The sequence below is a fragment of the Thiohalophilus thiocyanatoxydans genome (assembly GCF_004366735.1).
GTDB classification, from domain to species: Bacteria; Pseudomonadota; Gammaproteobacteria; order UBA6429; family Thiohalophilaceae; genus Thiohalophilus; species Thiohalophilus thiocyanatoxydans.
Genome location: NZ_SOQX01000005.1, coordinates 65,772 through 86,669, shown reverse-complemented (window position 1 = coordinate 86,669; position 20,898 = coordinate 65,772). Strand labels below are relative to the sequence as shown.

General features: G+C 58.3%; 25 protein-coding genes. 11 read left to right on the top strand and 14 right to left on the bottom strand.

Translation table 11 applies throughout. The features are described 5' to 3' along the window. The first annotated feature begins 170 nt into the window (after nucleotides 1–170). Nucleotides 171–668 carry a bacteriohemerythrin gene (locus tag EDC23_RS09995; RefSeq protein WP_208321343.1) on the top strand — a complete coding sequence of 166 codons (498 nt, stop codon included), beginning with the start codon at nucleotides 171–173 and terminating at the stop codon, nucleotides 666–668. Nucleotides 669–905: 237 nt separating this feature from the next. Here the strand turns inward: EDC23_RS09995 and EDC23_RS14415 are convergent, their stop codons facing one another. The 3 genes from EDC23_RS14415 to EDC23_RS09975 all read right to left on the bottom strand — a co-directional run bounded on the left by EDC23_RS14415 (nucleotide 906) and on the right by EDC23_RS09975 (nucleotide 1,948). Continuing rightward, nucleotides 906–1,076: a CBS domain-containing protein gene (locus EDC23_RS14415; RefSeq protein ID WP_166668829.1), complete on the bottom strand. Its 171-nt coding sequence runs from the start codon at nucleotides 1,074–1,076 to the stop codon at nucleotides 906–908. Nucleotides 1,077–1,145: 69 nt separating this feature from the next. Next, complete coding sequence (locus tag EDC23_RS09980) at nucleotides 1,146–1,505, bottom strand: CBS domain-containing protein (protein WP_134084116.1); 360 nt, start codon at nucleotides 1,503–1,505, stop codon at nucleotides 1,146–1,148. Further along, complete coding sequence (locus EDC23_RS09975) at nucleotides 1,502–1,948, bottom strand: Rrf2 family transcriptional regulator (RefSeq protein ID WP_134084113.1); 447 nt, start codon at nucleotides 1,946–1,948, stop codon at nucleotides 1,502–1,504. Before EDC23_RS09975 ends, EDC23_RS09980 begins: the two co-directional genes overlap by 4 nt. Before the next feature lie 189 nt (nucleotides 1,949–2,137). Here EDC23_RS09975 and EDC23_RS09970 point away from each other — a divergent pair, with 189 nt between their 5' ends. Further along, nucleotides 2,138–2,758, top strand: coding sequence for a cation transporter (locus EDC23_RS09970; RefSeq protein ID WP_134084111.1), 621 nt, complete (start codon nucleotides 2,138–2,140; stop codon nucleotides 2,756–2,758). Between the two features lie 352 nt (nucleotides 2,759–3,110). Here the strand turns inward: EDC23_RS09970 and EDC23_RS09965 are convergent, their stop codons facing one another. Beyond that, complete coding sequence (locus EDC23_RS09965) at nucleotides 3,111–3,572, bottom strand: Spy/CpxP family protein refolding chaperone (protein ID WP_134084109.1); 462 nt, start codon at nucleotides 3,570–3,572, stop codon at nucleotides 3,111–3,113. A gap of 193 nt (nucleotides 3,573–3,765) precedes the next feature. Here EDC23_RS09965 and EDC23_RS09960 point away from each other — a divergent pair, with 193 nt between their 5' ends. Together EDC23_RS09960 and EDC23_RS09955 are read left to right on the top strand one after the other, a co-directional pair. Next, entirely contained in the window at nucleotides 3,766–4,446 is a 681-nt protein-coding gene (locus tag EDC23_RS09960; RefSeq protein WP_134084107.1) for a response regulator transcription factor, read from the top strand. Continuing rightward, nucleotides 4,446–5,828, top strand: coding sequence for an ATP-binding protein (locus tag EDC23_RS09955; protein WP_134084105.1), 1,383 nt, complete (start codon nucleotides 4,446–4,448; stop codon nucleotides 5,826–5,828). Before EDC23_RS09960 ends, EDC23_RS09955 begins: the two co-directional genes overlap by 1 nt. Nucleotides 5,829–5,862: 34 nt before the next feature. Here the strand turns inward: EDC23_RS09955 and EDC23_RS09950 are convergent, their stop codons facing one another. From EDC23_RS09950 to EDC23_RS09925, 6 genes are all read right to left on the bottom strand, one after another. After that, entirely contained in the window at nucleotides 5,863–6,372 is a 510-nt protein-coding gene (locus EDC23_RS09950; protein ID WP_134084103.1) for a GlcG/HbpS family heme-binding protein, read from the bottom strand. A 135-nt stretch (nucleotides 6,373–6,507) separates the two neighbouring features. Continuing rightward, nucleotides 6,508–7,041: a TlpA family protein disulfide reductase gene (locus EDC23_RS09945; protein ID WP_134084101.1), complete on the bottom strand. Its 534-nt coding sequence runs from the start codon at nucleotides 7,039–7,041 to the stop codon at nucleotides 6,508–6,510. After that, nucleotides 7,023–7,574: a hypothetical protein gene (locus EDC23_RS09940; protein ID WP_134084099.1), complete on the bottom strand. Its 552-nt coding sequence runs from the start codon at nucleotides 7,572–7,574 to the stop codon at nucleotides 7,023–7,025. The genes EDC23_RS09945 and EDC23_RS09940 overlap by 19 nt, the downstream gene beginning before the upstream one ends. Nucleotides 7,575–7,660: 86 nt before the next feature. After that, on the bottom strand, nucleotides 7,661–8,470 hold the full coding sequence (locus tag EDC23_RS09935) for an alpha/beta hydrolase (RefSeq protein ID WP_134084097.1): 810 nt from the start codon (nucleotides 8,468–8,470) through the stop codon (nucleotides 7,661–7,663). 51 nt (nucleotides 8,471–8,521) lie between these two features. Next, nucleotides 8,522–9,178: a TetR family transcriptional regulator gene (locus EDC23_RS09930; RefSeq protein WP_134084095.1), complete on the bottom strand. Its 657-nt coding sequence runs from the start codon at nucleotides 9,176–9,178 to the stop codon at nucleotides 8,522–8,524. Between the two features lie 135 nt (nucleotides 9,179–9,313). Further along, complete coding sequence (locus EDC23_RS09925) at nucleotides 9,314–9,517, bottom strand: cold-shock protein (protein ID WP_134084093.1); 204 nt, start codon at nucleotides 9,515–9,517, stop codon at nucleotides 9,314–9,316. Between the two features lie 401 nt (nucleotides 9,518–9,918). Between EDC23_RS09925 and EDC23_RS09920 the strand changes: the two genes are divergently transcribed. From EDC23_RS09920 to EDC23_RS09910, 3 genes are read left to right on the top strand one after another with little or no spacing between them, the layout of a single operon-like run. Continuing rightward, the gene (locus EDC23_RS09920; RefSeq protein ID WP_134084091.1) at nucleotides 9,919–11,181 is read left to right on the top strand and encodes a DEAD/DEAH box helicase; all 1,263 of its coding nucleotides are present in this window, start codon (nucleotides 9,919–9,921) and stop codon (nucleotides 11,179–11,181) included. A 16-nt stretch (nucleotides 11,182–11,197) separates the two neighbouring features. Next, nucleotides 11,198–11,467, top strand: a complete 270-nt coding sequence (locus EDC23_RS09915) for an RNA recognition motif domain-containing protein (RefSeq protein WP_134084089.1) — start codon at nucleotides 11,198–11,200, stop codon at nucleotides 11,465–11,467. Between the two features lie 52 nt (nucleotides 11,468–11,519). Next, on the top strand, nucleotides 11,520–11,777 hold the full coding sequence (locus tag EDC23_RS09910; RefSeq protein ID WP_134084087.1) for a hypothetical protein: 258 nt from the start codon (nucleotides 11,520–11,522) through the stop codon (nucleotides 11,775–11,777). Between the two features lie 105 nt (nucleotides 11,778–11,882). Here the strand turns inward: EDC23_RS09910 and EDC23_RS09905 are convergent, their stop codons facing one another. Next, on the bottom strand, nucleotides 11,883–12,089 hold the full coding sequence (locus EDC23_RS09905; RefSeq protein ID WP_134084085.1) for a dodecin: 207 nt from the start codon (nucleotides 12,087–12,089) through the stop codon (nucleotides 11,883–11,885). A 90-nt stretch (nucleotides 12,090–12,179) separates the two neighbouring features. Between EDC23_RS09905 and EDC23_RS09900 the strand changes: the two genes are divergently transcribed. From EDC23_RS09900 to EDC23_RS09890, 3 genes are read left to right on the top strand one after another with little or no spacing between them, the layout of a single operon-like run. Then, nucleotides 12,180–13,088, top strand: a complete 909-nt coding sequence (locus EDC23_RS09900; protein WP_134084083.1) for an amino acid kinase family protein — start codon at nucleotides 12,180–12,182, stop codon at nucleotides 13,086–13,088. A gap of 44 nt (nucleotides 13,089–13,132) precedes the next feature. Then, nucleotides 13,133–13,564 (top strand): rhodanese-like domain-containing protein, encoded by a 432-nt coding sequence (locus tag EDC23_RS09895; RefSeq protein ID WP_243830764.1) that lies wholly within the window; start codon nucleotides 13,133–13,135, stop codon nucleotides 13,562–13,564. 6 nt (nucleotides 13,565–13,570) lie between these two features. Next, nucleotides 13,571–13,960 (top strand): hypothetical protein, encoded by a 390-nt coding sequence (locus tag EDC23_RS09890; RefSeq protein WP_134084081.1) that lies wholly within the window; start codon nucleotides 13,571–13,573, stop codon nucleotides 13,958–13,960. A 21-nt stretch (nucleotides 13,961–13,981) separates the two neighbouring features. On the opposite strand, the gene EDC23_RS09885 is transcribed toward EDC23_RS09890, so the two are convergent. The 3 genes from EDC23_RS09885 to EDC23_RS09875 form a co-directional block, all read right to left on the bottom strand. Next, nucleotides 13,982–14,629, bottom strand: a complete 648-nt coding sequence (locus EDC23_RS09885; protein ID WP_134084079.1) for a 2OG-Fe(II) oxygenase — start codon at nucleotides 14,627–14,629, stop codon at nucleotides 13,982–13,984. A gap of 254 nt (nucleotides 14,630–14,883) precedes the next feature. Further along, a complete protein-coding gene (locus EDC23_RS09880; protein WP_134084077.1) occupies nucleotides 14,884–17,934 on the bottom strand; it encodes an efflux RND transporter permease subunit in 3,051 nt (1,016 codons plus the stop codon). Then, nucleotides 17,931–19,034, bottom strand: coding sequence for an efflux RND transporter periplasmic adaptor subunit (locus EDC23_RS09875; protein ID WP_134084075.1), 1,104 nt, complete (start codon nucleotides 19,032–19,034; stop codon nucleotides 17,931–17,933). Before EDC23_RS09875 ends, EDC23_RS09880 begins: the two co-directional genes overlap by 4 nt. A gap of 284 nt (nucleotides 19,035–19,318) precedes the next feature. On the opposite strand from EDC23_RS09875, the gene EDC23_RS09870 reads away from it, so the two are divergent. Then, the gene (locus EDC23_RS09870; protein WP_166668828.1) at nucleotides 19,319–20,854 is read left to right on the top strand and encodes a diguanylate cyclase domain-containing protein; all 1,536 of its coding nucleotides are present in this window, start codon (nucleotides 19,319–19,321) and stop codon (nucleotides 20,852–20,854) included. Nucleotides 20,855–20,898: the final 44 nt, after the last annotated feature.

Sequence of the window (20,898 nt, the reverse complement as noted above, 5' to 3'; positions counted from 1 at the left end):
TTCGGGCCCCTTTTTTTGTGCCTGTTTATTATTGGCTTGATTGCGTCGGGTTTGATCTGGATCAGAATGTGTCCAATGGGCTTTGGTATGATCAGTCGCGTTAGCCAAATCAAGTCATCGCAAGCCCCTTGTCACGCCGTAAGGCGTGGCATTTTTTCGGAGAGAGTATTATGTCGCAACCTGCCATGAACACGGGTTCGGAAGAGAAACTGGTCGAGTGGTCCGATGAGCTGAGTGTCGGTATCGAGGAGATCGATGATCAGCATAAAATTCTTGTGGATTTGCTGAATGATCTACACAAGGCGATTGTGGAGCACCACGGCTCCGAAGCGGCGCAACGGATTCTGGCGGAGCTGCTGGAATACACCCGAATTCATTTTGCAGTCGAAGAGAGCCTGATGCGAATTCTCGGTTATCCCGAGTATGACGAGCACAAGCACCATCATGAGTTATTGCTCAATGAGGTCCATACCTTGAGCCAGAAGCTGGCCGAAGGTAAAAAGTCGGTCAACTTTGAATTGCTCCATTTTCTCAAGATGTGGCTGACCAAGCACATCATGGAGGAGGATCGGCAATATACGTCGCACTTTATTTCCCGGGGCGTCCAGCAAAGTTATGAAAAACGCTCCTGGGTGGGTAAGTTCTGGAATTCCCTGCAACACAAATAGAACAGGCCATGGCGGGCTATTGGACCGGGTGAGCTGGCGGCGTTTGGAATTTCGGGCAGAATCGGGCAGGGCTTTTCGCGTCTGTTCATGTCCCATCCTCCCTGGCCGAACGCATCGCCGCCCTGAAAGCCAACCGGACGGCAGGGGGGTAACCCGGCAAAGTGACGCGGCGAGTCTTGCGGACGGCTGCAGCGCATGGAACAACGCAGCCATCTGCATTCCATGGCGGACAAGGTCCTACAATATCTGCTGGAGCAGGATCTGGACCAGATTGGACCGGGTGACGATACCGCTGACCTGCCCCTGATCACCGGTTACGATAACCCGTTTGATATGATGTTTTTTCATCTGTTCGATCACGTCCTGCAGGGGCCGGTTCTCGTTAATGCTGACAACCTGCTGAATCATGATATCGCCCACTTTTGAGGGCATGTCAGTTGTGCGGGGAGGATGGCGGAACATATTCTCCAGCGTTTGCTAGACGTTGTGTGTCGGATGGTGGCAGGGGATCCCCATGGCACAGAGAAAATCCGCCTCGGTTACCACGCCGATCAGCTTGCCGTCATCCGCGGTGACCGGCAAGCCGCTAATCCGTTGTTCCACCAGAATCCGGGCCGCATCCGACAGGGGGGTATCGGGGTTAACCGTAATCACCTCGCTTGTCATGATTTCCCGCAGCGGAAGGCCTTCCGTCTCGCGCAGGCGAGCGTGTTTTTGCGCCATCTTGTCCAGTTGCATCAGATCCTCCAGCGTAATATCGATATAAGTATCGAAATCCCTGAGGGCTTTTTGAAAATCCTCCCGGCGCAGATCGCGGGATGATGAGGAGTGACTCATGGGGTGCCTCCGGCTTGGGCATGGGCCAGTAGATTGACCAGTCTCCCCTGTTTGTTGCCAATCAGGTCCGCGAGCGTATAGCGTTCCAGCTGCTCGAAAAAGGCACTTTGCGCCTCATCCAGCGCCTGATTCAATGTGCAGGCCGGCAGAATGGGACACAATGGTTCGTTACAGTTGATCAGCGGGGTTTCACCCTCCAGACGTCGGACCAGATGACCGACATTGATAGCAGCCGGATCCCGGGCCAGCCGGATTCCCCCGCTTTTGCCGCGATAGGTGGTGATCATTTCGCTGGCCACCAGCTCGTTAATGACCTTGAGCAGGTGGTTGCGGGACATATCAAAGGCGCGGGCAATCTCGTTGATCGAAATGGTCTTTCCCGGGTGCAACGCCAGATAAATCAGAACGCGCAGGGCAAAATCGGTAAACCGTTTCAGGTGCATGATTCCAGGCTACTGTGGTGTATATCTAGTATTGAATTTACTACATAGAGTCGCAAAAGTCACACCACGACAGCCGCCGGATTCGGCGGGTAGAATAAAAGCCGACAGCTAAAAGTAATTAAAAGTTTATGGTTTTACAGCGGGACAAGCCGCTGCGCCAAAACCGGGCCCGCAATAACAGGAGAGAGCATGAGCGGATGTTGTGACAGTGACTGTGGGTTGCAACCGGTGCAACAGCGCCAGCGGACGACCTTGCGGGCGGTGTTGGCGATCAATGCCGTGATGTTCGTGGTGATCGTGATCGGGGCCCTGTATGCCCGTTCGAGTGCCCTGCTGGCGGACAGTCTGGATAACTTCGGTGATGCGCTGACCTATGCCCTGAGTCTCTATGCCGTGTCACGCGGGGCGACGGTCAAGGCCAAAGTGGCCCTGTTCAAGGGGGTGCTGATTCTGCTGGCGGCCTGCGCGGTAGCGGGCCAGATTATTTACCGGCTGAGCGTGCCCAGCGTGCCGGTCTTTGAACTGATGGGGCTGTTCAGCGTGCTGGCGCTGCTGGCCAATAGCCTTTGTCTGTATCTGCTGTGGCGACACCGGCACGAGGATGTGAACATGAGCTCGGTGTGGGAGTGTTCGCGCAACGATATTGCCGCCAACATCTCGGTGTTCCTGGCCGCCGGCGGGGTGTGGCTGACCGGTTCGGGCTGGCCGGATATCGTGGTCGCACTGGCGCTGGTGCTCCTGTTGTTACGCTCCGCCTGGCGGGTGATTAGCTCGGCCTGGCGGGAGCTGCAGCAGGCCGGGACAGGGTAATAAAACTCCGCCCACCGCCCGCTTCGTCGTTATACAAAGCGCTCGTGTTATCAATGCGCGGGCGGGACGCCTTGCCTGCCAAAGACGGGCAGAGGTCGCGGTGTTTGCCCGGTGAACGGCGACAACCGGTTGAGAGGGGCTGTAACAGCATCTTCATGCCTATCTATGCTGAGCGGACAACGGGAGATCGGTCAGCGGGTTTGATTGCCGGGTTGAAGCCGGTGAGAAGCGCCTGGCAAAACGAGAGAGATGTTATACCTGACCGGGGTGGCGTGATTCAGGCAAAAAAAAGCGGGCCAAAGATGGCCCGCAAAGCACACTCAGGGGAGAGAGAGCATGAACAAGAAAGTGGTTAGCCTCTGTGGTGGCGATGACGCATTGATTGAAACGTCGCCTGTTGTTGCGGTGTTATCTGCTGGTAGATCTTTTGCACCATATCAGTCCGCTGAGCCGTCATCTCCGCGGCAAGACGGGATTGCTGTTCAAGCAGCTGATCGACCTGCGCGGCGTCATAATCCTCGTGGCTGGCGGCCCGATACAGCTGCTGGTGGATGTCCCGCAGGGACTGGCGTTTGTTCAGCAGCGTGTTGCGTTGCCCGGCAACAATAGTGTTGATCCGTTCCCGCTGGGCCGGGCTCAGATCCAGTCTCTCTATTAGCCGGCGCAGGGGCTTTTCGCCGTGCCCGGGCGAACTGGAGGCGGCCTGTCTGGCGTCTTTGTCACAGACGTCACCGCCGCCGGCCAGCACCGGTACGCTGCCGGCCAGCAGGCTGAGTGCGATGACAGTGTTAGCTAAAAAAGATTTCGTTTTCATGACCGGTTCCTCGCAGATTCATCCTCTGCGGATGGGCGCTGTGCCGTCATCCGATGTGCAGAGTATGGGCAAACTGATTGCAAGCTTGGGTCACGGGCGGGTAAATCAATGTAAAGGTAGGTAAATCCCTGATCCTGAAAGCGGGTCTGTGGCAACATAAGCGTCGCTTGTTAATAACGGAACCCCTGTACGAATGAGCCGGATACTGCTGATTGATGATGATACCGAGTTGACCGGGATGCTGAGCGATTATCTCGGCGCCGAGGGTTTTACGGTGGATGCCGTGTACGACGGCGAGAGCGGCGTGGCCGCGGCCCTGACGGCGCAATACGATGTGGTGGTGCTGGATGTGATGCTGCCGCGGCTGAACGGTGTCGAGGTGTTGCGCCAGATTCGCCAGCAGTCGCGTATCCCGGTATTGATGCTGACCGCCCGCGGCGATGATGTGGATCGGATCGTCGGCCTGGAGCTGGGCGCCGATGATTATCTGCCCAAACCCTGCAATCCGCGCGAGCTGGCGGCCCGTTTGCGGGCCATTTTGCGGCGTACGCACGAGGTCGACGCCGGAGAACAGCGCACAGTGGGCCGGATCACGCTTGACCCGGCCCGGCGGGTGGCCTGCTGGGGAGAGCAACGGCTCGAACTGACCAGTACCGAGTTCAATATTCTTGAGAGCCTGATGCGTCACGCCGGGCAGGTGGTGAGCAAGGCGGATCTCTCCGATGAAGCGCTGGGCCGGGAGCTGGAACGCTATGATCGCGGCCTGGACATGCATGTCAGTAATCTGCGCCGCAAACTGGGCAGCCTGTCCGACGGGCGTTCACCGATCCAGACAGTCCGTGGCGTTGGCTATCAATTACTGCAGGACGATTGATGGGTCGCCTGTTCTGGAAAATCTTTCTGGGTTTCTGGCTGACCCTGGTGTTGATCGCCATCGGGGTGGGGCTGGCTGTCCATTTTTATAATCAAAGCCGGATCGAGGCGATCACCGATCTGGCGGCGGGACCGCGAGCCAACTTTGTGGTCAACGCGACCGCCCTGGCGCTGGCCCAGGGCGGGCCGGAGTCGGTGGAATCGCTGTTTCGCAGCTGGCCGGGGCGGCGTCTGCCGCTGGTGCTGATCGTGGATGAGGCGGGTAAGGATATCTTCGAGCGGCCGGTGCCGTCGGTGGCCCTGGAGCGGGCTCGGGAACAGTTGCGCGGCGCGCAGATGTTGTCCGGGGTGCGCCGGGTGCTGGGGCATAATGGCCATGAGTATGTCATTTTTATCCCCCAGCCCAACCGCGAGGCGCAGGAGCAGGCCCAGCAAGCTTCGCGTTCCACCTCGCTGAGCTTCCAGCTGGTAGCGGCGCTGATCGCCAGCCTGTTGTTCAGTGCGGTCCTGGCCTGGTATCTGACCCGCCCGGTTCGTCATCTGCAGTCGGCCGCCAACCGCCTGGCCCGGGGCGAACTGGCGACCCGGGTAATGCCCCGGATCGGCGGTCGTCGCGACGAGATTGCCGATCTGGGCCGGGATTTCGACCACATGGCGGCGCAATTGCAGGCGCTGGTTTCGGCGCAACAGCGGCTGCTGCACGACGTCTCGCATGAATTGCGTTCACCGCTGGCGCGGCTGCAGGTGGCGGTCGGACTGGGCCATCAGCAGCCGGATAAACTGCCCGAGATGCTGGCGCGGATCGAGCACGAGACCGGGCGGCTGGATGAGCTGGTCGGTGAGCTGTTGACCCTGTCGCGACTGGAAGCCCATGTGGACAGTGAGCACGATGAGCCGGTGGATGTGTCGGCGTTGCTGGAGACGGTGGTCGAAGACGCCCGTTTCGAAGCCGAGGCGGCCGGGCGCGGCGTAAAGCTGAGCCTCGATGGCGAGGCGAGCCTGGTCGGTAAACCGGAATTACTGCGCCGGGCATTTGAGAATGTGGTTCGCAACGCGGTGCGCTATACCGCGCCCGGGACGAGCGTGTCGGTGAGCGTTAAACCGGATCTGAACGCGGCCGAGATGGTGATTCGGGTTTGTGATCGGGGACCGGGGGTGGCGTCGGCGGATCTGGCGACGATTTTTGAACCGTTTGTCCGTGCGGGCGAGGGGGCGACCGGCGGGCGTGACGGTTACGGTCTGGGACTGGCGATTGCCAAGCGGGCGGTGATGGCCCACGGCGGACGGGTGGCGGCGAGTAACCGGGAAGAGGGGGGCCTGTGTATTGCGCTCTATTTGCCGCTGTCGAGCAGTGTGGACAAAGGAAAACGTCCGACAGCGTGATGCACGATGGCATCACACCGTCGGGGCGTTTGGGTTACATGCCTTCCATTTCCAGATCGGCTTCCACTGCTTTGAGGCCGGCTTGAGCGCATTTCTCGTCGATCTCGCCGGAGGGGGCGCCGCTGACACCGATGCCGCCCATGATGCTGCCGCCGACGTTGATCGGGATCCCGCCGGCACTGATTACCAGGCCGTCAATCTTGGGCACCGAATAGGCGCCTTCGAAACGCCCTTCCATTTGGGACAGCGGGCTGTTGAAGGCCATGGCGGTATGGGCTTTCTGTTTGCTGATAGGAAGGGTGATGTCCATGGCCAGATCATCGCGCAGCACGGCCTGGATATTACCGCCCCGATCGACCACCGTGACGGCGATCTGAACCCCTTCCTTGCGGCACTGCTCAATGGTCGCCTCGGCGATTTTGAGCGCGGTCTGCATCTTCAGCTGCTTGATACCGATGGTCATCTTTTCGGCCTGTACGGCCGCCGGGCCCAGCAGGGAGAGGCCCAACAGGGTGGCAAACAGGGGTTTGATGTTCAGTTTCATTGACAGAACTCCTCGTCGCATTATTGGTTGTGAGTGAACGATTCTTGGTGCGTACGTGAAACTGTAGACCATTATCAGTGAAAAAAGTGCGACCCGTTTCGGGTTAATCACCGGAGTGTGATTCGGCCTTTTTGATCAGGGCGCTTTGATCAGAGAACGGAGAAAATCGAGGTACGCCGGCTCGTCCCAGGGGCGGCCGCCGATGGCCTGATACTGCACCTGGCCCTGCGCATCCACCAGATAGGTGGCGGGCAGGCCGCGCGGTTCCCAGCCTTCGGTCACCTGTCCGTCGCGATCCATCAGGGGGCGAATCGTTGGCGCATGAGCGGCGAGAAAGCTGAAGACCGTATCCTCGTCCTCGGCGGTGTTGACCAGCGCAATCTTCAGGCCTTCCTCCTCCAGGGTATCCCACATGCGCTGGATGGCGGGCATCTCCTCGCGGCAGGGGCCGCACCAGCTGGCCCAGAAATGGACAAACACGGGCGCTCCCCGCTGATTTTTCAGGGCATAGGGCTCCCCGTCCAGATCGCGCAAGGCCAGCGGTGGCGCCGGGTAGGGATCGTGTTTAATGATCCCCGCGGGCAGTTCGGGCGACTGGGCGCTGGCGGAGAGAGCGATCAGTAATAACCCGGGCCAGAAGAGCCAACGGGTCAGGGATTGTCGGCGCATTGCAGCTCCTCCAGGGTGATCTCGATGGGATCGCCGTCACGCGCCTCGCCCGTGTCGAATCGGGCGTGCAGGGTGAACGGCTGGTTGTGACGCGGCAGGGTGATATTGCCGCCTTTGCGCTCACCGGGCAGAAAATCAAGTTTCTCCGGCAGCAGGGTCCAGCGAAAGGTCGACTGATGGGCCAGCGGGATATCGCGCTTCTGCCAGCGCGCTTTCCAGTCGGCGCGATCGCGCCGGCGGAGCGGTCCGTCGCTGTCGGCAAATTCCCAGTCGGCCAGGTCCAGCCAGATGATGTCGTCACTTTTGTTGTGGATAAACACGGTGATAAAACACTGCTCGCGCAAGATCGCGATCATCGGCTCGGAAAACCCCCGGCCTTCGTAAAAGGCGGCGATTTGCTGCGGGGTGCGCGGGGTGAGATTGACCTCGAGTTCAGCCGACTCATAGGCCGGCTCCTCCGTCATGGCCGACAGGGGCCAGAGCAACAGCAGAAGCAGGATCCCGGACCGGCCGGCGGCAGGCAGACTGTTCATTCGCAAGATCATCAATACCATCGGGGTCAATGCCGGACAGCACAATAGCATGGGGGACAGAGCCCGGTATAGCGGCGCCGGGGTGCTCAGTGGCGCGCGAGAAAGGCGCGCAGGCCGTCAGTGTAAGTTTGTTCATCCCCCAGGCGGGCGTCATTGTGTCCGCCCTGCAGGACCAGCTGCTGTTTGGGTTCGGGCGCCAGGGCGTAGAGTGTCCGGGCCTGTTGCGCGGGCGTGATTTCGTCCTCTTCGCTGTGCACGATCAGCAGCGGCGCGTCGAGCTGCGGGATACGTTGGCGGTTATCGAAGGCATAGCGTGTCAGCCAGCGTGCCGGCAGCCAGCGATAATGCGCCGCGGCCAGGTCGGGGAGCGAGGTGAACGGCGATTCCAGGATCAGCGCCCGCGGTGGATGTCGATGGGCCAGATACAGGGCGACCGCGGCCCCCAGGGAACGGCCACTGATCACAATCTCCCCGGGCTGCAGCCGGCGCGTCTCCCGCAGATAGCGCCAGGCCGCTTCGGCGTCGGCATACAGTCCCGCTTCGGAGGGCTTGCCGCCGCTTTTCCCGTAGCCGCGATAATCGATGATCAGGCTCTGATACCCCAGCTCATGGAACAGACGCAGAGTGTGCAGACGGTGGCTGATATTGCCCGCATTGCCGTGAAAAAACAGCACGTTGCCCGCCGGTTCGGGATGTGCCAGCCACCAGCCGTGCAGTTCTGTGCCGTCGCTGGCAGTCAGCCGGACATCCTCATAAGCCAGGCCGATCGCCTGCGGCGTCCGCTCAAGCTGACGCGAGGGAATCTCCGGCAGAAACAGCAGATGCGGCTGATAAAAGTAGATGCCGACCAGCAACAGCAGGTATGCCGCGAGGAGCGTCAGCAGCGATGAGATCATCAAGCGCGGCATGGCGAAATGGCGGGCATGTCGCAGAAAACAGCTGGCGGCTTATGTCCGGGGGACCACGTCGGCCGCTTTGGCTGCCGGACGCGGCGCTTTGCGGTGCCCGAAACCGGGTAGCCGGCTCTTGAAACGTTCCAGCGTGTGTTCGCAGCGATCCAGCAGTTTGAGCCGGCGTTGTAAAAACCGCCGGGTCTTGCTCTGCCCTGCGGAGCTGTCTCCCATCCAGTAAAGAAAGGTCTGCAGATACAGGCTGGTCAGGCCGAGCTCCTCGATAATGCGCTGCAAATGAGTACTGTCCCGCAGAGCCGCTTCGCGAAGCCATTGCACCGTGCGGCTGATGCGCAGCAAGCCCTGGAGTTGCAGATGCAGGTGCGCCGGTTCCAGTTTGTACAGCAACATGTCGCGGGAGACGGTCTTGTATTCAGCCAGGCTGTCCAGCCAGCGCATGATCAACAGATGCAGCCGTTCATGCAGGGTGAGTTCGGTAAACCCCGGCGCCCGGGCCGCTTTCAGCATGGCCTGATCGGCGCGGTCATACCAGGCCTCGACCAGATCATCCTTTTGTCGATAGTGCTGGTGGATCGCCTCCAGCGGGACATCCAGCTCCCGGGCGATGTGGTGTAGATAGAGTTTTTCCCAGGAGCGCTCGTTGGCCAGGCGCATGGCCGTATCGAGAAGGGTATCGGCAGTCGGGTTTGGCATGCGGGTGTCTCTGAATGGACCGGGATCAAGCATAGTCAACAGGCGGGGCGGATTTCAAAGCGACAGCTGATGGAATCGCCGCATGATAAATCCCCGCCGGGGCGGGGTGGGCTTGCGGAGGTTTTGTCGGGGGAATTACTGGGGGACCACGTTGGTCGCCTGGGGGCCCTTGGGGCCGTCCTCCACATCAAAGCTGACACTTTGCCCCTCCGCCAGCGTCCGAAAACCCTCACCCTGAATGGCACGAAAATGGACGAAAACATCGCCTTCGCCACTATCCCGGGCGATGAAACCATACCCCTTGCGCTCGTTAAACCACTTTACTTTACCTGTCGCCATGATACGTGACCTTTGCAAATCAAACCGGATACGGCGGCACCGCTGTCAGGCACTGCAATTTGAGAGCCTTCGGGGCGGGTAAACACCCCGGGCATTTCTGCCGCCTTTTTGAATGTACGACACTTTCCGGGGCCCTGCCACCGTTTCAGGGTAAATATCCGGATCGGATGGGACGCCATGCGGGGAGTTGTGGTATACTTAAATTTATTAGTTTGTCTGACTTCTCGCTCATGAACCATCGGCGGGATCCAGTTGCCGGCCGGTGTAGTCTACCCGGATCGGCACAAACCTGCCGTGGTATGACCTCTCGGGCCATTCCCCGCACAACCGTTTCGGTCCTGTCACGCATTTTTCTGCCAGGCTCGATGCTTGGCTTTTTCATTTCAAATAAGGCGAAATTTATGTCGTTTTCTGATCTCGGTCTGCGTACCGAGCTACTCTCTGCTATTGCAGATCAAGGTTATTCTTCTCCGACCGCGATCCAGACCGAGGCTGTGCCTGCGATACTGGCGGGCCGGGACATTCTTGCCGGCGCCCAGACCGGGACCGGTAAAACGGCGGCATTTACCTTGCCGGTATTGCAGCGTTTGAGCCAGAACGAGGCGTCGCCCCGGCGTATCCGGGCGCTGATGATCACCCCGACCCGGGAGCTGGCCCAGCAGGTTGCCGACAGCGTGCGCACCTACGGCAAGCATCTGCCCTTGCGCAGTACCGTGGTCTACGGCGGCACGAACATCGGCAAGCAAATGAAGCTGTTGAAAGACGGTGTCGATATTCTGATCGCGACACCGGGCCGTCTGCTGGATCTGGTCAACCGGCGTGCCGTGGATCTCTCCGGCGTGGAATCCGTGGTGCTGGACGAGGCCGATCGCATGCTGGACATGGGTTTTCTGCCCGCGATCGAACAGGTCTTCAAGCTGGTGCCCAATGATCGCCAGACCCTGTTGTTTTCCGCGACCTTCTCTGCGGCAATCAAGAAGATGTCGGCACGCTTTCTCAACAAGCCGGAATATATCCAGGTAGCCGAAGCCAACAGCGCGGCACTGAATATCGACCAGTCGTTTTACTGGGTGGATGGTCCGCGCAAGCGTGAGCTGCTCTCGCACATGATCGACGGAGGTGACTGGCAGCAGTTGCTGGTCTTTACCCGCACCAAACGGGGTGCCGACAAACTGGCCAAACAGTTGCAGGCCGACGGCGTGCGTGCCACGGCCATCCACGGCGACAAGACCCAGAATGCCCGTACCCGGGCGTTGCGTGACTTCAAACATCACAAGGTGACGGCGCTGATTGCCACCGATGTGGCGGCACGCGGACTGGATATCGATCACCTGCCGCTGGTGATCAATTTTGAACTGCCCGACAATCCGGAAGATTACCTGCACCGCATCGGTCGGACCGGTCGCGGCGGTAAATCCGGCACGGCGATCTCCCTGGTCGGTTCCGACGAGCGTCAGCGGGTTAGCTCTATCCAGCGGCTGCTCAATACCAAGATTCCCGGCAAGACCATGACCGGGTTTGAACCGCAGGTACGCAGCGGCGGCAATGAGCGCGGACCGGCGAATAAACCGAACCAGAACCGGGCCCGTCGTGGCGGTCCACCGGCCGGCCAGCCGGACAGGGGCAAGCGTCGTCCTGCCAGAGCGCAGAACCGGCATACCTGAAATACAGGGGGAGATTATGAAGACCCTATTTGTGTCCAATTTGACCCCCGATACAGATGACGGTCAGATTGAACAGTTGTTCGGCGAGTTCGGCACTGTGCGCGGGGTCAAGATTGCCATGGATGTCTTCAGTGGTCAGTGTCGGGGTCATGCTACAGTGGACATGGAAGGGCACGAGGCCCGGGCGGCGATGTCCGGGCTGAATGGTCGTGACTTTAAAGGCAACGCCTTGCGTGTGAGTGAAGAGCGCAAGCGAGTGAAGGGCAAAACGCGGGGCCGACGTTAGAAATTCCGGCGGGTTGTTGCCCAGCAACCCGTCGGCAACCGAGGTGAACAGGATGGATACCATCAACACGATCGATTTGACGAACGCACGCTATATGGTCAAGGCGGTGGAGAAGACGACCACGCCAGACGGTTGCGATGGCAATAACTGGTATCGTTATGTGCTGGAACGTAACGGCTCGACCCTGGTTGGACAGCGTCAGGGGACGCTGAATCAGGTAACCCGTTATGCCGAGGAGTTGGCCGAGGATGTCAATTCCCGCAGCGGTGGCAATGGTCCATCGCAATGGTCTTCGCGTAACAAGAAATAGTGCCGACCTGACCCGGGCCGGCTTATTTTGAATCCGGCCCGGTGACGGGCCTGTTGTTGATATACATTATCCGGCTTTGACGGTTCCGCCGGATCTTCCGCTTGCTCAGTCCAGGCGAAAGCCCACCTTGATCTTGACCTGATAATGGCCGACCTTCCCTTCCGTAATATGGCCGCGGGTTTCCACCACTTCAAACCAGTCGAGGTTATGCAGACTTGTGCCTGCCTTGGCAATAGCCTGTTGAATCGCGTCATCGCTGCTCTTGCTGGACGAGCCAACAAGCTCAATCACCTTGTAAACATGATCTGACATTTCGAATCTCCTGTCGGGGTCTTGTTCCGTGGAAAACATAGCAGTAATGTGATCGGAAGAAAACCGGCGGTTTTTAGACGGATCCATGTGATGAAAGTACTGGTAGCCATTGGTGGTAATGCCCTGACCGACAGTAACAATCAACAGGGACAGATCGATCAGAGCAAGGTGAATGCCGTTGCCCGCACATTGATCGAACTGGAACAGGAACATACCCTGGTTATTACCCACGGTAATGGGCCCCAGGTGGGCTGGCTGGCCATGCAGGAAGTGGAAGCGAATATGTCCATGGACCTGCTAGATGCCCAGAGTGAAGGTCTGCTCGGCTATCGACTGGCGCAGGCCATGGATAATTGCCGTCAGGCCGAACGCACTGTCACGCTATTGACCCGGGTTGAGGTTGACCCGGCGGATCCGGCGTTCAGCAACCCTACCAAACCGATCGGACCGGTGCTGGAAGAAGAACGCGCCGGGCGACTGGGGCGTCAGCAAGGCTGGCAATTCACAGCTGTGGCGGGAGGAAGACGCCGCGTGGTTGCGGCGCCACAACCGATCCGGGCTGTGGAAGCCCGGGCCATCGCCAGTCTGTCGAAACAGGGTTACAGTGTGATCTGCGCCGGCGGTGGTGGTATCCCTGTGGTTAAAGAACACGACCGCTACCGGGGTATCAGCGCGGTCATCGACAAGGACCATACCAGTGCCCTGCTGGCGGCGGAACTGGAGCTGGATGCGCTGCTATTATTAACCAATGTCGAGGCGCTCTATTATGACTGGGGCAAGCCTTCCGCGCGGGCGATACGTCGGGTCGGCTGTCAGAGTCTGAAAAGCGCGGGGTTACAGCAAGGCTCCATGGCGCCCAAGGTCGAGGCAGCTTGCCGCTTTGTTGGCAGTACGGGTGGCTTTGCCGGGATTGGCCCGTTGACCGAAGCGCACGCCATTTTGCAGGGTGAGCAGGGGACGCGGATTGTCGCCGGTAATCTGGCTGCCGAATGGTGGTGATTTTGTTTGAATATCGCCGGCAGTAAAAACAGAGGGGAAATGCTGTGTCAGAATCCAGTGTCGATGAATTGACCCCGCAGCAGGCGTATCAATTGCTGCTCGACGAGCCCAAAGCCGTCCTGGTGGATGTGCGCTCGCACATGGAGTTTCTGTTCATCGGCCACCCGGTCGGGGCGATCAACATCCCCTGGATCGATGAGCCCGACTGGGAAGTGAACCCGAATTTCGTCCGTGAGTTACGCCAACTGTTACTGGGCGGTCTGGCGCATGACGATACGGGCGGCCAACGTGTGCCGGTGGTATTGATTTGCCGCAGCGGCAAACGCTCATTGGAGGCGGGGAAACTGTTGCTGCAGGAAGGGTTTGATCGGGTCTATAACGTTCGAGAGGGCTTTGAAGGGGAGCTGGATGAACACCATCATCGCAGTTCTCAAGGAGGCTGGCGATTTGCCGGACTGCCCTGGGAGCAGTGTTGAAAAGTTATGAGTAAAACTGTTGTTTATTCGATCGTTGAGTCACCCGGTCATCCGGATTTTTCATCCCTTTATCGAGAGTTGGGTTGGGAGCAGGTCTGTCTGAATTCCATGCGCAAGGCTATCAGTCAGTTGCGCAAACAGCCGCCGGATCTGGTGGTTGCCGAATTTTTCTATGGTTATGGTAATAATTACGCGGGAATCAATATCAGTAACCTGGATGTGTTTTTACACAGCCTGCTGAAGTATGCGCCACAGGCCCGAGTGATCGTGATGGTGGAAAAAGCCGAACGTCAGTATGTCGACAAGCTGGCGGCGTTGTTTCAGCTGGAAGCGATTCTCGTCCAGCCGGTCGGCGAGGCGCAGATGCGGGAAGTGCTGGATCAACTGGTGATTTAGGGGTGGTGCGCTGTTGCGGCCTTAACCTGCCAACGTGTTGTCCCGCTGGCGGAACCAGCCGGCAATACTGTAGCGTGCCCGCCTGGCGGGAAGCACCTCGTGATAGAAACGATCACTGAGAAAGGTGACCAGTCGACCCGCATAGGGGTAAATATCCTGGTACGGTTGCAGCTTGTCGTTATCCAGATACAGACGCAGGGCGCCGCCGTCATCCATATCCCAGCCATCGTTCAGGTATAAAACCGAACTGACCCGACGGGTCCGGGTGTTGCGAAACTGATCGATATGTCGCTGATAGCGGGCGCCGGGCGGATAGACCGCCATATGCCCTTCAAAGTTGAACAGCCCCAGTAGTAATTCGCGGTTGAGCCTCTTGCGCAAGATCTCCAGACTGGCAAGATACCTCTGCTGGGCCGATGAACATGCCGCTTCCTCCAGCCATAGAATCCTGTCATTGCGAATGGCCGGCTGCAGCGCCCGCTTTATACCCGGACCTACTGCGGCATTGCGAAAGCTGCCGTTTTGCCAGGCGCGGGCCATTTCCTCACGAATTGTTGTGATCTGCCCGCCGGGCAGGTAATTGTCCACCACCGCATAACCGGTCCGGGCCAGTTGGCGGGTAATCATCGAGTCATTGGAAACAAAATTCGCCAGGGACTGGATTGTCACAATGTTTGCCTCTGTTGAAAAAGGTCCTGCTGATATCGCGGATAGCTCGGCTCGTTCCCAGGCAGGTTGGGGTCGGGCGATACCCGGCTGATTATTGGTTGAGCAGGGCGGGTTGTCCAGCGTTTTTCTTCCGCTGTGGTTCAGCGACGAGACGGACCCGGTGTTCGTGGACGAACCGGGCCGACAACAGGAGGTAACGCCGTGCCATCGATCCCGCCAGGTTCAATAAACCAGGCGGAGACGGTGGCCCCGCTTCAGGCTGCCTGCCGGGTGTGGGCCGAATGGTCCCGCGCCAGCAGAAGATAGACGGCGGGAAGCACGAACAGGGTAAACAGGGTACCGATGCCGAGTCCTGCAGCGATGGTCATACCGATATGGGTACGGCTGACCGCACCCGGGCCGGTGGCGGCGATGAGCGGGATCATTGCCACGATCAACGCGATGGAGGTCATGATGATGGGACGCAGGCGAATCGTAGCGGCTTCCACCACCGCGTCGAAGCGGTTCTTGCCTTCCTGGATCTGCAACTTGTTGGCGAATTCGACGATCAGAATCCCGTTTTTGGCGACCACGCCGATCAGGGTGATCAGTCCCACCTGGGTATAGATATTAATCGAGGCATCAGCGACACCGAGCATGATAAAGATCAGTGCCCCGGCGGTGGACAGCGGGACCGAGACCAGAATGATGATCGGATCGCGCCAGCTTTCAAACTGGGCAGCCAGGACCAGATAGATTACCAGCAGGGCCAGGAAGAAAGTCAGCATCAAGGCACCACTCTGGCTGGCGTACTGGCGTGAGTCGCCCAGGTAGTCGTAATCAAAGCCGCGTGGCAGAAGTTCATCGGCCTGGGATTCCAGATAAGAGAGCGCCTCGCCCATGGTTACCCCCGGGGCCAGGTTGCCTTCAATGATTAATGAATTGAGCTGCTGGAACTGGGTGCGGTCGGACGGTTCGACTTCCTGTTTCAGCGAGGCAATACTCGACAAGGGGATCTCCTCGCCGGTAGCGGTTTGCAGATAATAATTATTCAACATCGTGGCATCCAGACGGAATTCACGTTCCACTTGCGGGATGACCTTGTAGCTGCGCCCCTCCATGCTGAAACGGTTGACATAACCGCCACCCAGCAGGGTCCCGAGGTTGGTGCCAACCTCCCGCATGCTGATGCCGAGATCGGCGGCCCGGTCCCGATCCACATCAATAGTCACCGTGGGACGATCGAGCTCGATGGATTTTTTAAGAAACTGGAAGTTGCCACTTTCCATGCCGCGCCCGATTATCTGGTTGGCGACATTGACCATCTCTTCATAGCCGCTATCCGAGGTGATGACGAACTGCACCGGCAAACCGCGACTGGAGCCGGGTATACTCGGGCGCGGGAAGACCCCGATCTGGTACCCGGCGACATTGTTCAGCTTGGCGCCAAGTTCCGGCTTAATCGCCATCTGTGATCGCTCGCGCTGATCTTGCGGGACCATCTTGAAGCCGCCGAATACCGTATCCTGGGTACGTCCCAGAATAAAGAAACTGTCATTGTATTCGGGGAAGCCTTCGAATATTTCCTTGATCTGGTTTGAATAGGCCTTGTGATAATCCAGCGTGGCGGTGCGTGGTCCGGTCCCGTTAAAAAACAGGATGCTCTGATCCTCGGTCGGGGCCAACTCCGATTTGCTGTTGGCGAACATAAAGTAATTGGAAGCCAGGATGACCGCGCCAACCAGCAGGGATATTCCGACTGTATTCAATGAGCTGGTCAGGGTCTGGCGATAGCGGGTCGACAACCAGTTGAAGAATTTTTCAACCTGTTGTTCGAAGCGGCCCTGGCTGCCGTGTTGCTTGAGTACCGCGCTGGACAATACCGGCGAGAGGGTCAGGGCGACGACCCCGGAGATCAAGACGGCGCCGCTCAGGGCGAAGGCGAATTCGGTGAACAGGCTGCCCACCAGCCCACCGAGAAAGCCGATCGGGGCATACACAGCCAGCAGGGTGGTGGTCATGGCGATAATCGGCACCGCCAGCTCGCGTGCCCCCTTGAGGGCGGCTTGCAGGTTGCTTTCCCCCTCCTCGATGTGTCGGTGCACGTTTTCCACCACGATGATGGCGTCATCCACCACCAGCCCGATGGCCAGGACCATGGACAACAGAGTCAGCAAGTTCAGTGAGAAGCCCAGCGTCAGCATCACAAAGGCCGCACCGATCAGCGACAGGGGCACCGCCACGGCCGGGATTACGGCGGCGCGGAAAGAGCCCAGGGTCAGGTAGATCACCACCAGTACGATCAAGACCGCTTCGGCAATGGTCTTGTAGACCTCCGTGATCGAGTTTTTGATGAACTGGCTGGCATCGTAAGGAATCTTGACCTCGACGCCGTCAGGCAACTGGTCGCGAATTTGCGGGATCAAATTATTGACCCGATCAGCGACATCGATGGGGTTGGAGCCCGGTGCCGGTTCCACCGCGATAAAGGCGGCCGGGATGCCTTTATACCAGGCAGTCGTGTTGTAGTCTTCGGCGCCCAGTTCGGTGCGAGCGATATCCTGCAGACGCACGAGCGTGCCGTTTTCACTGCGCACCACCAGTTTGCGAAAGTCATCCGGCTCACTGACATCGGTGGTGGCGGTCAGATTCATCGCCACGTACTTGCCCTTGGTCGAACCAATCCCGGCCAGGTAATTGTTGGCACGCAGTACCTCGGCCACCTGCCCGGCGGTTATGCCCTGGGCGGCCATCCGGGCGGGATCCAGCCAGATACGCATAGCGAACTGCTCACCGAACAGGCGGGCCTTGGCGACACCGGACAGGGCCTGGATCTGCGGTTGGGTGACGCGCAGGACATAATCGGTAATTTGTGAGCGTGCAACGTCCTCACTGAAGAACGCGACGTACATCAACGCTGTGGTGTCACCGGTACTCGAATCAATGACCGGATCTTCCACGTCGGCGGGCAGCTCGTTGCGTTTGCTGGCTACCTTGGCCTGAATCTCGGCGACGGCCGCATTCGGGTCGTAGTCCAGTTCCATATAGACTTCGATCGTGGACTGTCCCTGGGAGCTGGTGGAGGTGATGTAGTCAATGCCATTGGCTTCGGCCACGGCCTGCTGGATCGGCGTGGTGACAAAGCCTTTGACCAGGTCGGAACTGGCACCGGGATAAGTGGTGGTGATGGTGACCACCGTATTTTTCATTTCCGGGTATTGGCGTACCTCCAGCATGCCCAGCGAACGCAGGCCGATCAGCAGTATCAACAGGCTGACAACCGTCGCCAGGACGGGACGGTGGATGAACGTGTCGGTGAATTTCATTCGCTGTCGGCCTTGTCGTCTTCCAGCTCAACGCTGTTATCGATCTTGACCTCCATGCCGTCACGCAGTTTGACCAGGCCGGTTCGGACCACTTTCTGTCCGGCCTCCACACCCTCGAGAATGGCGACGTAACCGTCACGGACTTCCCCGGTTTCCACCTGCAGACGTTCGACGACTGTCTTGTCCCCGTCGTTGTTTTTGATCAGGTAAATGAAGTCGCCGTACGGGTTGTAACTGACTGCGGTGCGGGGCACGGTGAGGACGGTTTTGTCTTCAGCCTCCAGGGTTTTGACCTTGGCAAACATCCCCGGCTGCAGTTGGCCTTCAGGGTTGTCCAGCGTCGCGCGGAGTTTAATCGTCCGGGTACCGGCGTCCACCCCCGACTCGATGGACGTAATCTCACCGTTGAAGGCTTTATCCGGGAAGGCACTGACCCGCACACGAATCTCCTGTCCCGTACTCAGTTGCGGCAGATAGCGTTCCGGCAGGGTGTAATCCACGTAAATCGGATCCAGCGCCTGCAATTGGACGATGGGCTGACCCGGTTCAAGGAACTGGCCGAGATTAATCTGGCGAATCCCCAGCCGGCCGCTGAACGGAGCACGGATCGCCTTGCGGCGGATGGTCGCTTCCTGCTGTTTGACCCGGGCGGTGGCCGCATCAAAGCTGGCGCGGGCTTCGTCATACTCGGACCGGGACATGACCTGGCGTTTGAGCAGATCCTCGGCGCGTTTGAATTTGATCTCCGCCAGATGGCGTTCGGCGCGTAAGGCTTCCAGGGCGGCCTGATCGATCGAGTCATCCAGCTGCAACAATACCTTGCCCGCTTCAATCCGGCTGCCGGATTCAAACTGGATCTCGCTGACCAGTCCGGCGACTTCGGTCGTGACGGCGGTGCCGTTGATGGCCACCAGGGAACCCACCGAATCGAGCATCGGGCGCCAGCGCTCTTCGCGCACTTCGGTGGAGGCGATGGTGGCCGGGGGCTGGGGCTGGGCCATCTGGGCGGCCTGTTGTACGTTTTGCCAGTATTTGATGCCGAAAAGGGCGGCCAGAAACAGAGCAAGAAGCAAAATGGCCAGTATCAGACGCTTACGCATAATTGTATTCCAGTAACATCCAGGAGAATCCGGGCAGGCACCCGGTACATAAAACCAAAACAGAGGGAATACTAACGAGAACGGAGATAAATCTCAATTACAGGGGGATCGCGATAGCCGGCGAACAGAGCGGTAAGAGATAAACGCTTATTTCCGGATTTTGCACCGGGATCGACAGAAAATACCCTGTACTAGGGGTTTCCCCTGATACCCGAATGGTGGGTACCATCGCAAAATGGGTCGCAGGGAATAAACTCTTTGGCAATGGCGGTATTAAAATTAGTATGGGAATTTCCGGACTATTGGCGACGGCTCCCCGGCTCAGGCCGCTCACGCGACTGTATCTGCTGATCGTGATTGTCTGGTTTGTGTTTGTCACAGTGCTGGTCGGTTTTATTATCAACAGCGAGCTCAGGGAAAGAGAGCAGCAATTCCAGCATAGTGGCGATGCCCTGTTCCAGCAGATCAGTAACTGGGCGGAGATTAACGCATCAGTGATCGAAGGCTTTGCCAGTCTGCTGGCAAGCAGCCGACAACATGAATGGCGACAACTGCGTGAGTACGCGCAGCGTATATTGCAACGTTACCCGCATATTCATACGTTCGAGATAGCCAGGGAGGTCAGTGATGACAATCTGGCGGAATTTATCGCTGATATGCGTGAAAATATTGATCCCGGGTTTCGCCTCGCCCGCTTCGACTTCACTGAAAAACGTCAGTGGTTGAATGTTGTCCCGCGGGAGAGTTACTACCCGATTGTGTTTATGGAACCCATGCAGGCGGATAACCGTGCGATTCTCGGCCTGGATCTGGGTGCGCATCGACTGTTTCGGGAGGCGCTGCACCAATCCAGATTGATGAATATACCGGTGGCCAGCCTGCCCTTTACCCTGATCGAAGGGGAGCGCGGGTTCTTGTTGCACCGCACAGTCAGGCAGGACGTTACTGAATCGCAGCAACCCGCGCAGTTTGCAATTCTGTCGGTCAAGACAAACGAGATGATACCGGCGCAACTTGTGCAGCGTGATGACTTGATGGCCCGGCTGTATCATCGTGATTACAACAGTGATCTGAACGATACTGAACTGTATTATCAGTCCGGCCGTCGTGCCGGCGCTGTGGAGAGCCGACTGTTCCCCCGTTTGAAGTACGAACGCATGATCACCAATCCGGGGCAGCCCTTTGCCCTGACGATAGAGAAACAGATCGGGTTTGGCGATATAAATACAGGGTTGATTGCAGCCGTTCTGGTTATCGGAACAATCTCTTTCTGGGTTGTGTTGCTGTTTTCGAGGTTGCATCATCGCCACGAGATGGAACGGCTCCAGTACGAGAGCCGCCTCTATCATCTCGCCAATAACGACAGTCTGACCGGGCTGGCGAACAGGAACTTCCTGCTCGAACGGTTGCGTCAGGTATTGGCCGGTGCGAAACGCAGGGGAGATCGTTTTGCCGTGGTATTCATGGACATGAACAACTTCAAGGCAATTAACGATGAATTTGGTCATGCTTCAGGCGATGAGCTGCTACGGAAAGTTGCTCAACGCTTCAAGGATTGCACTCGTGAAGAAGATACAGTATGCCGCTACCAGGGAGATGAGTTTATTATTTTGCTGGAAGGGGGTAGCGGTCATGAAGAGATCAAACAAATCAGGGAAAAGCTGGTCAAATGCCTCGAGGCGCCGTTTATTATTAACGGCCACGAAGTCTATGCCGGAGTCAGCATCGGTGTTGCGGTATTTCCCGATGATGGCGAGAGCATCGAGAATCTGTTACATGTCGCCGATCAGAATATGTACCGGGAAAAGAGCGGTAACTGACCTTGCGCCTCGTTATGATGCTTTGCGGATTTTTGTGAAAGGTT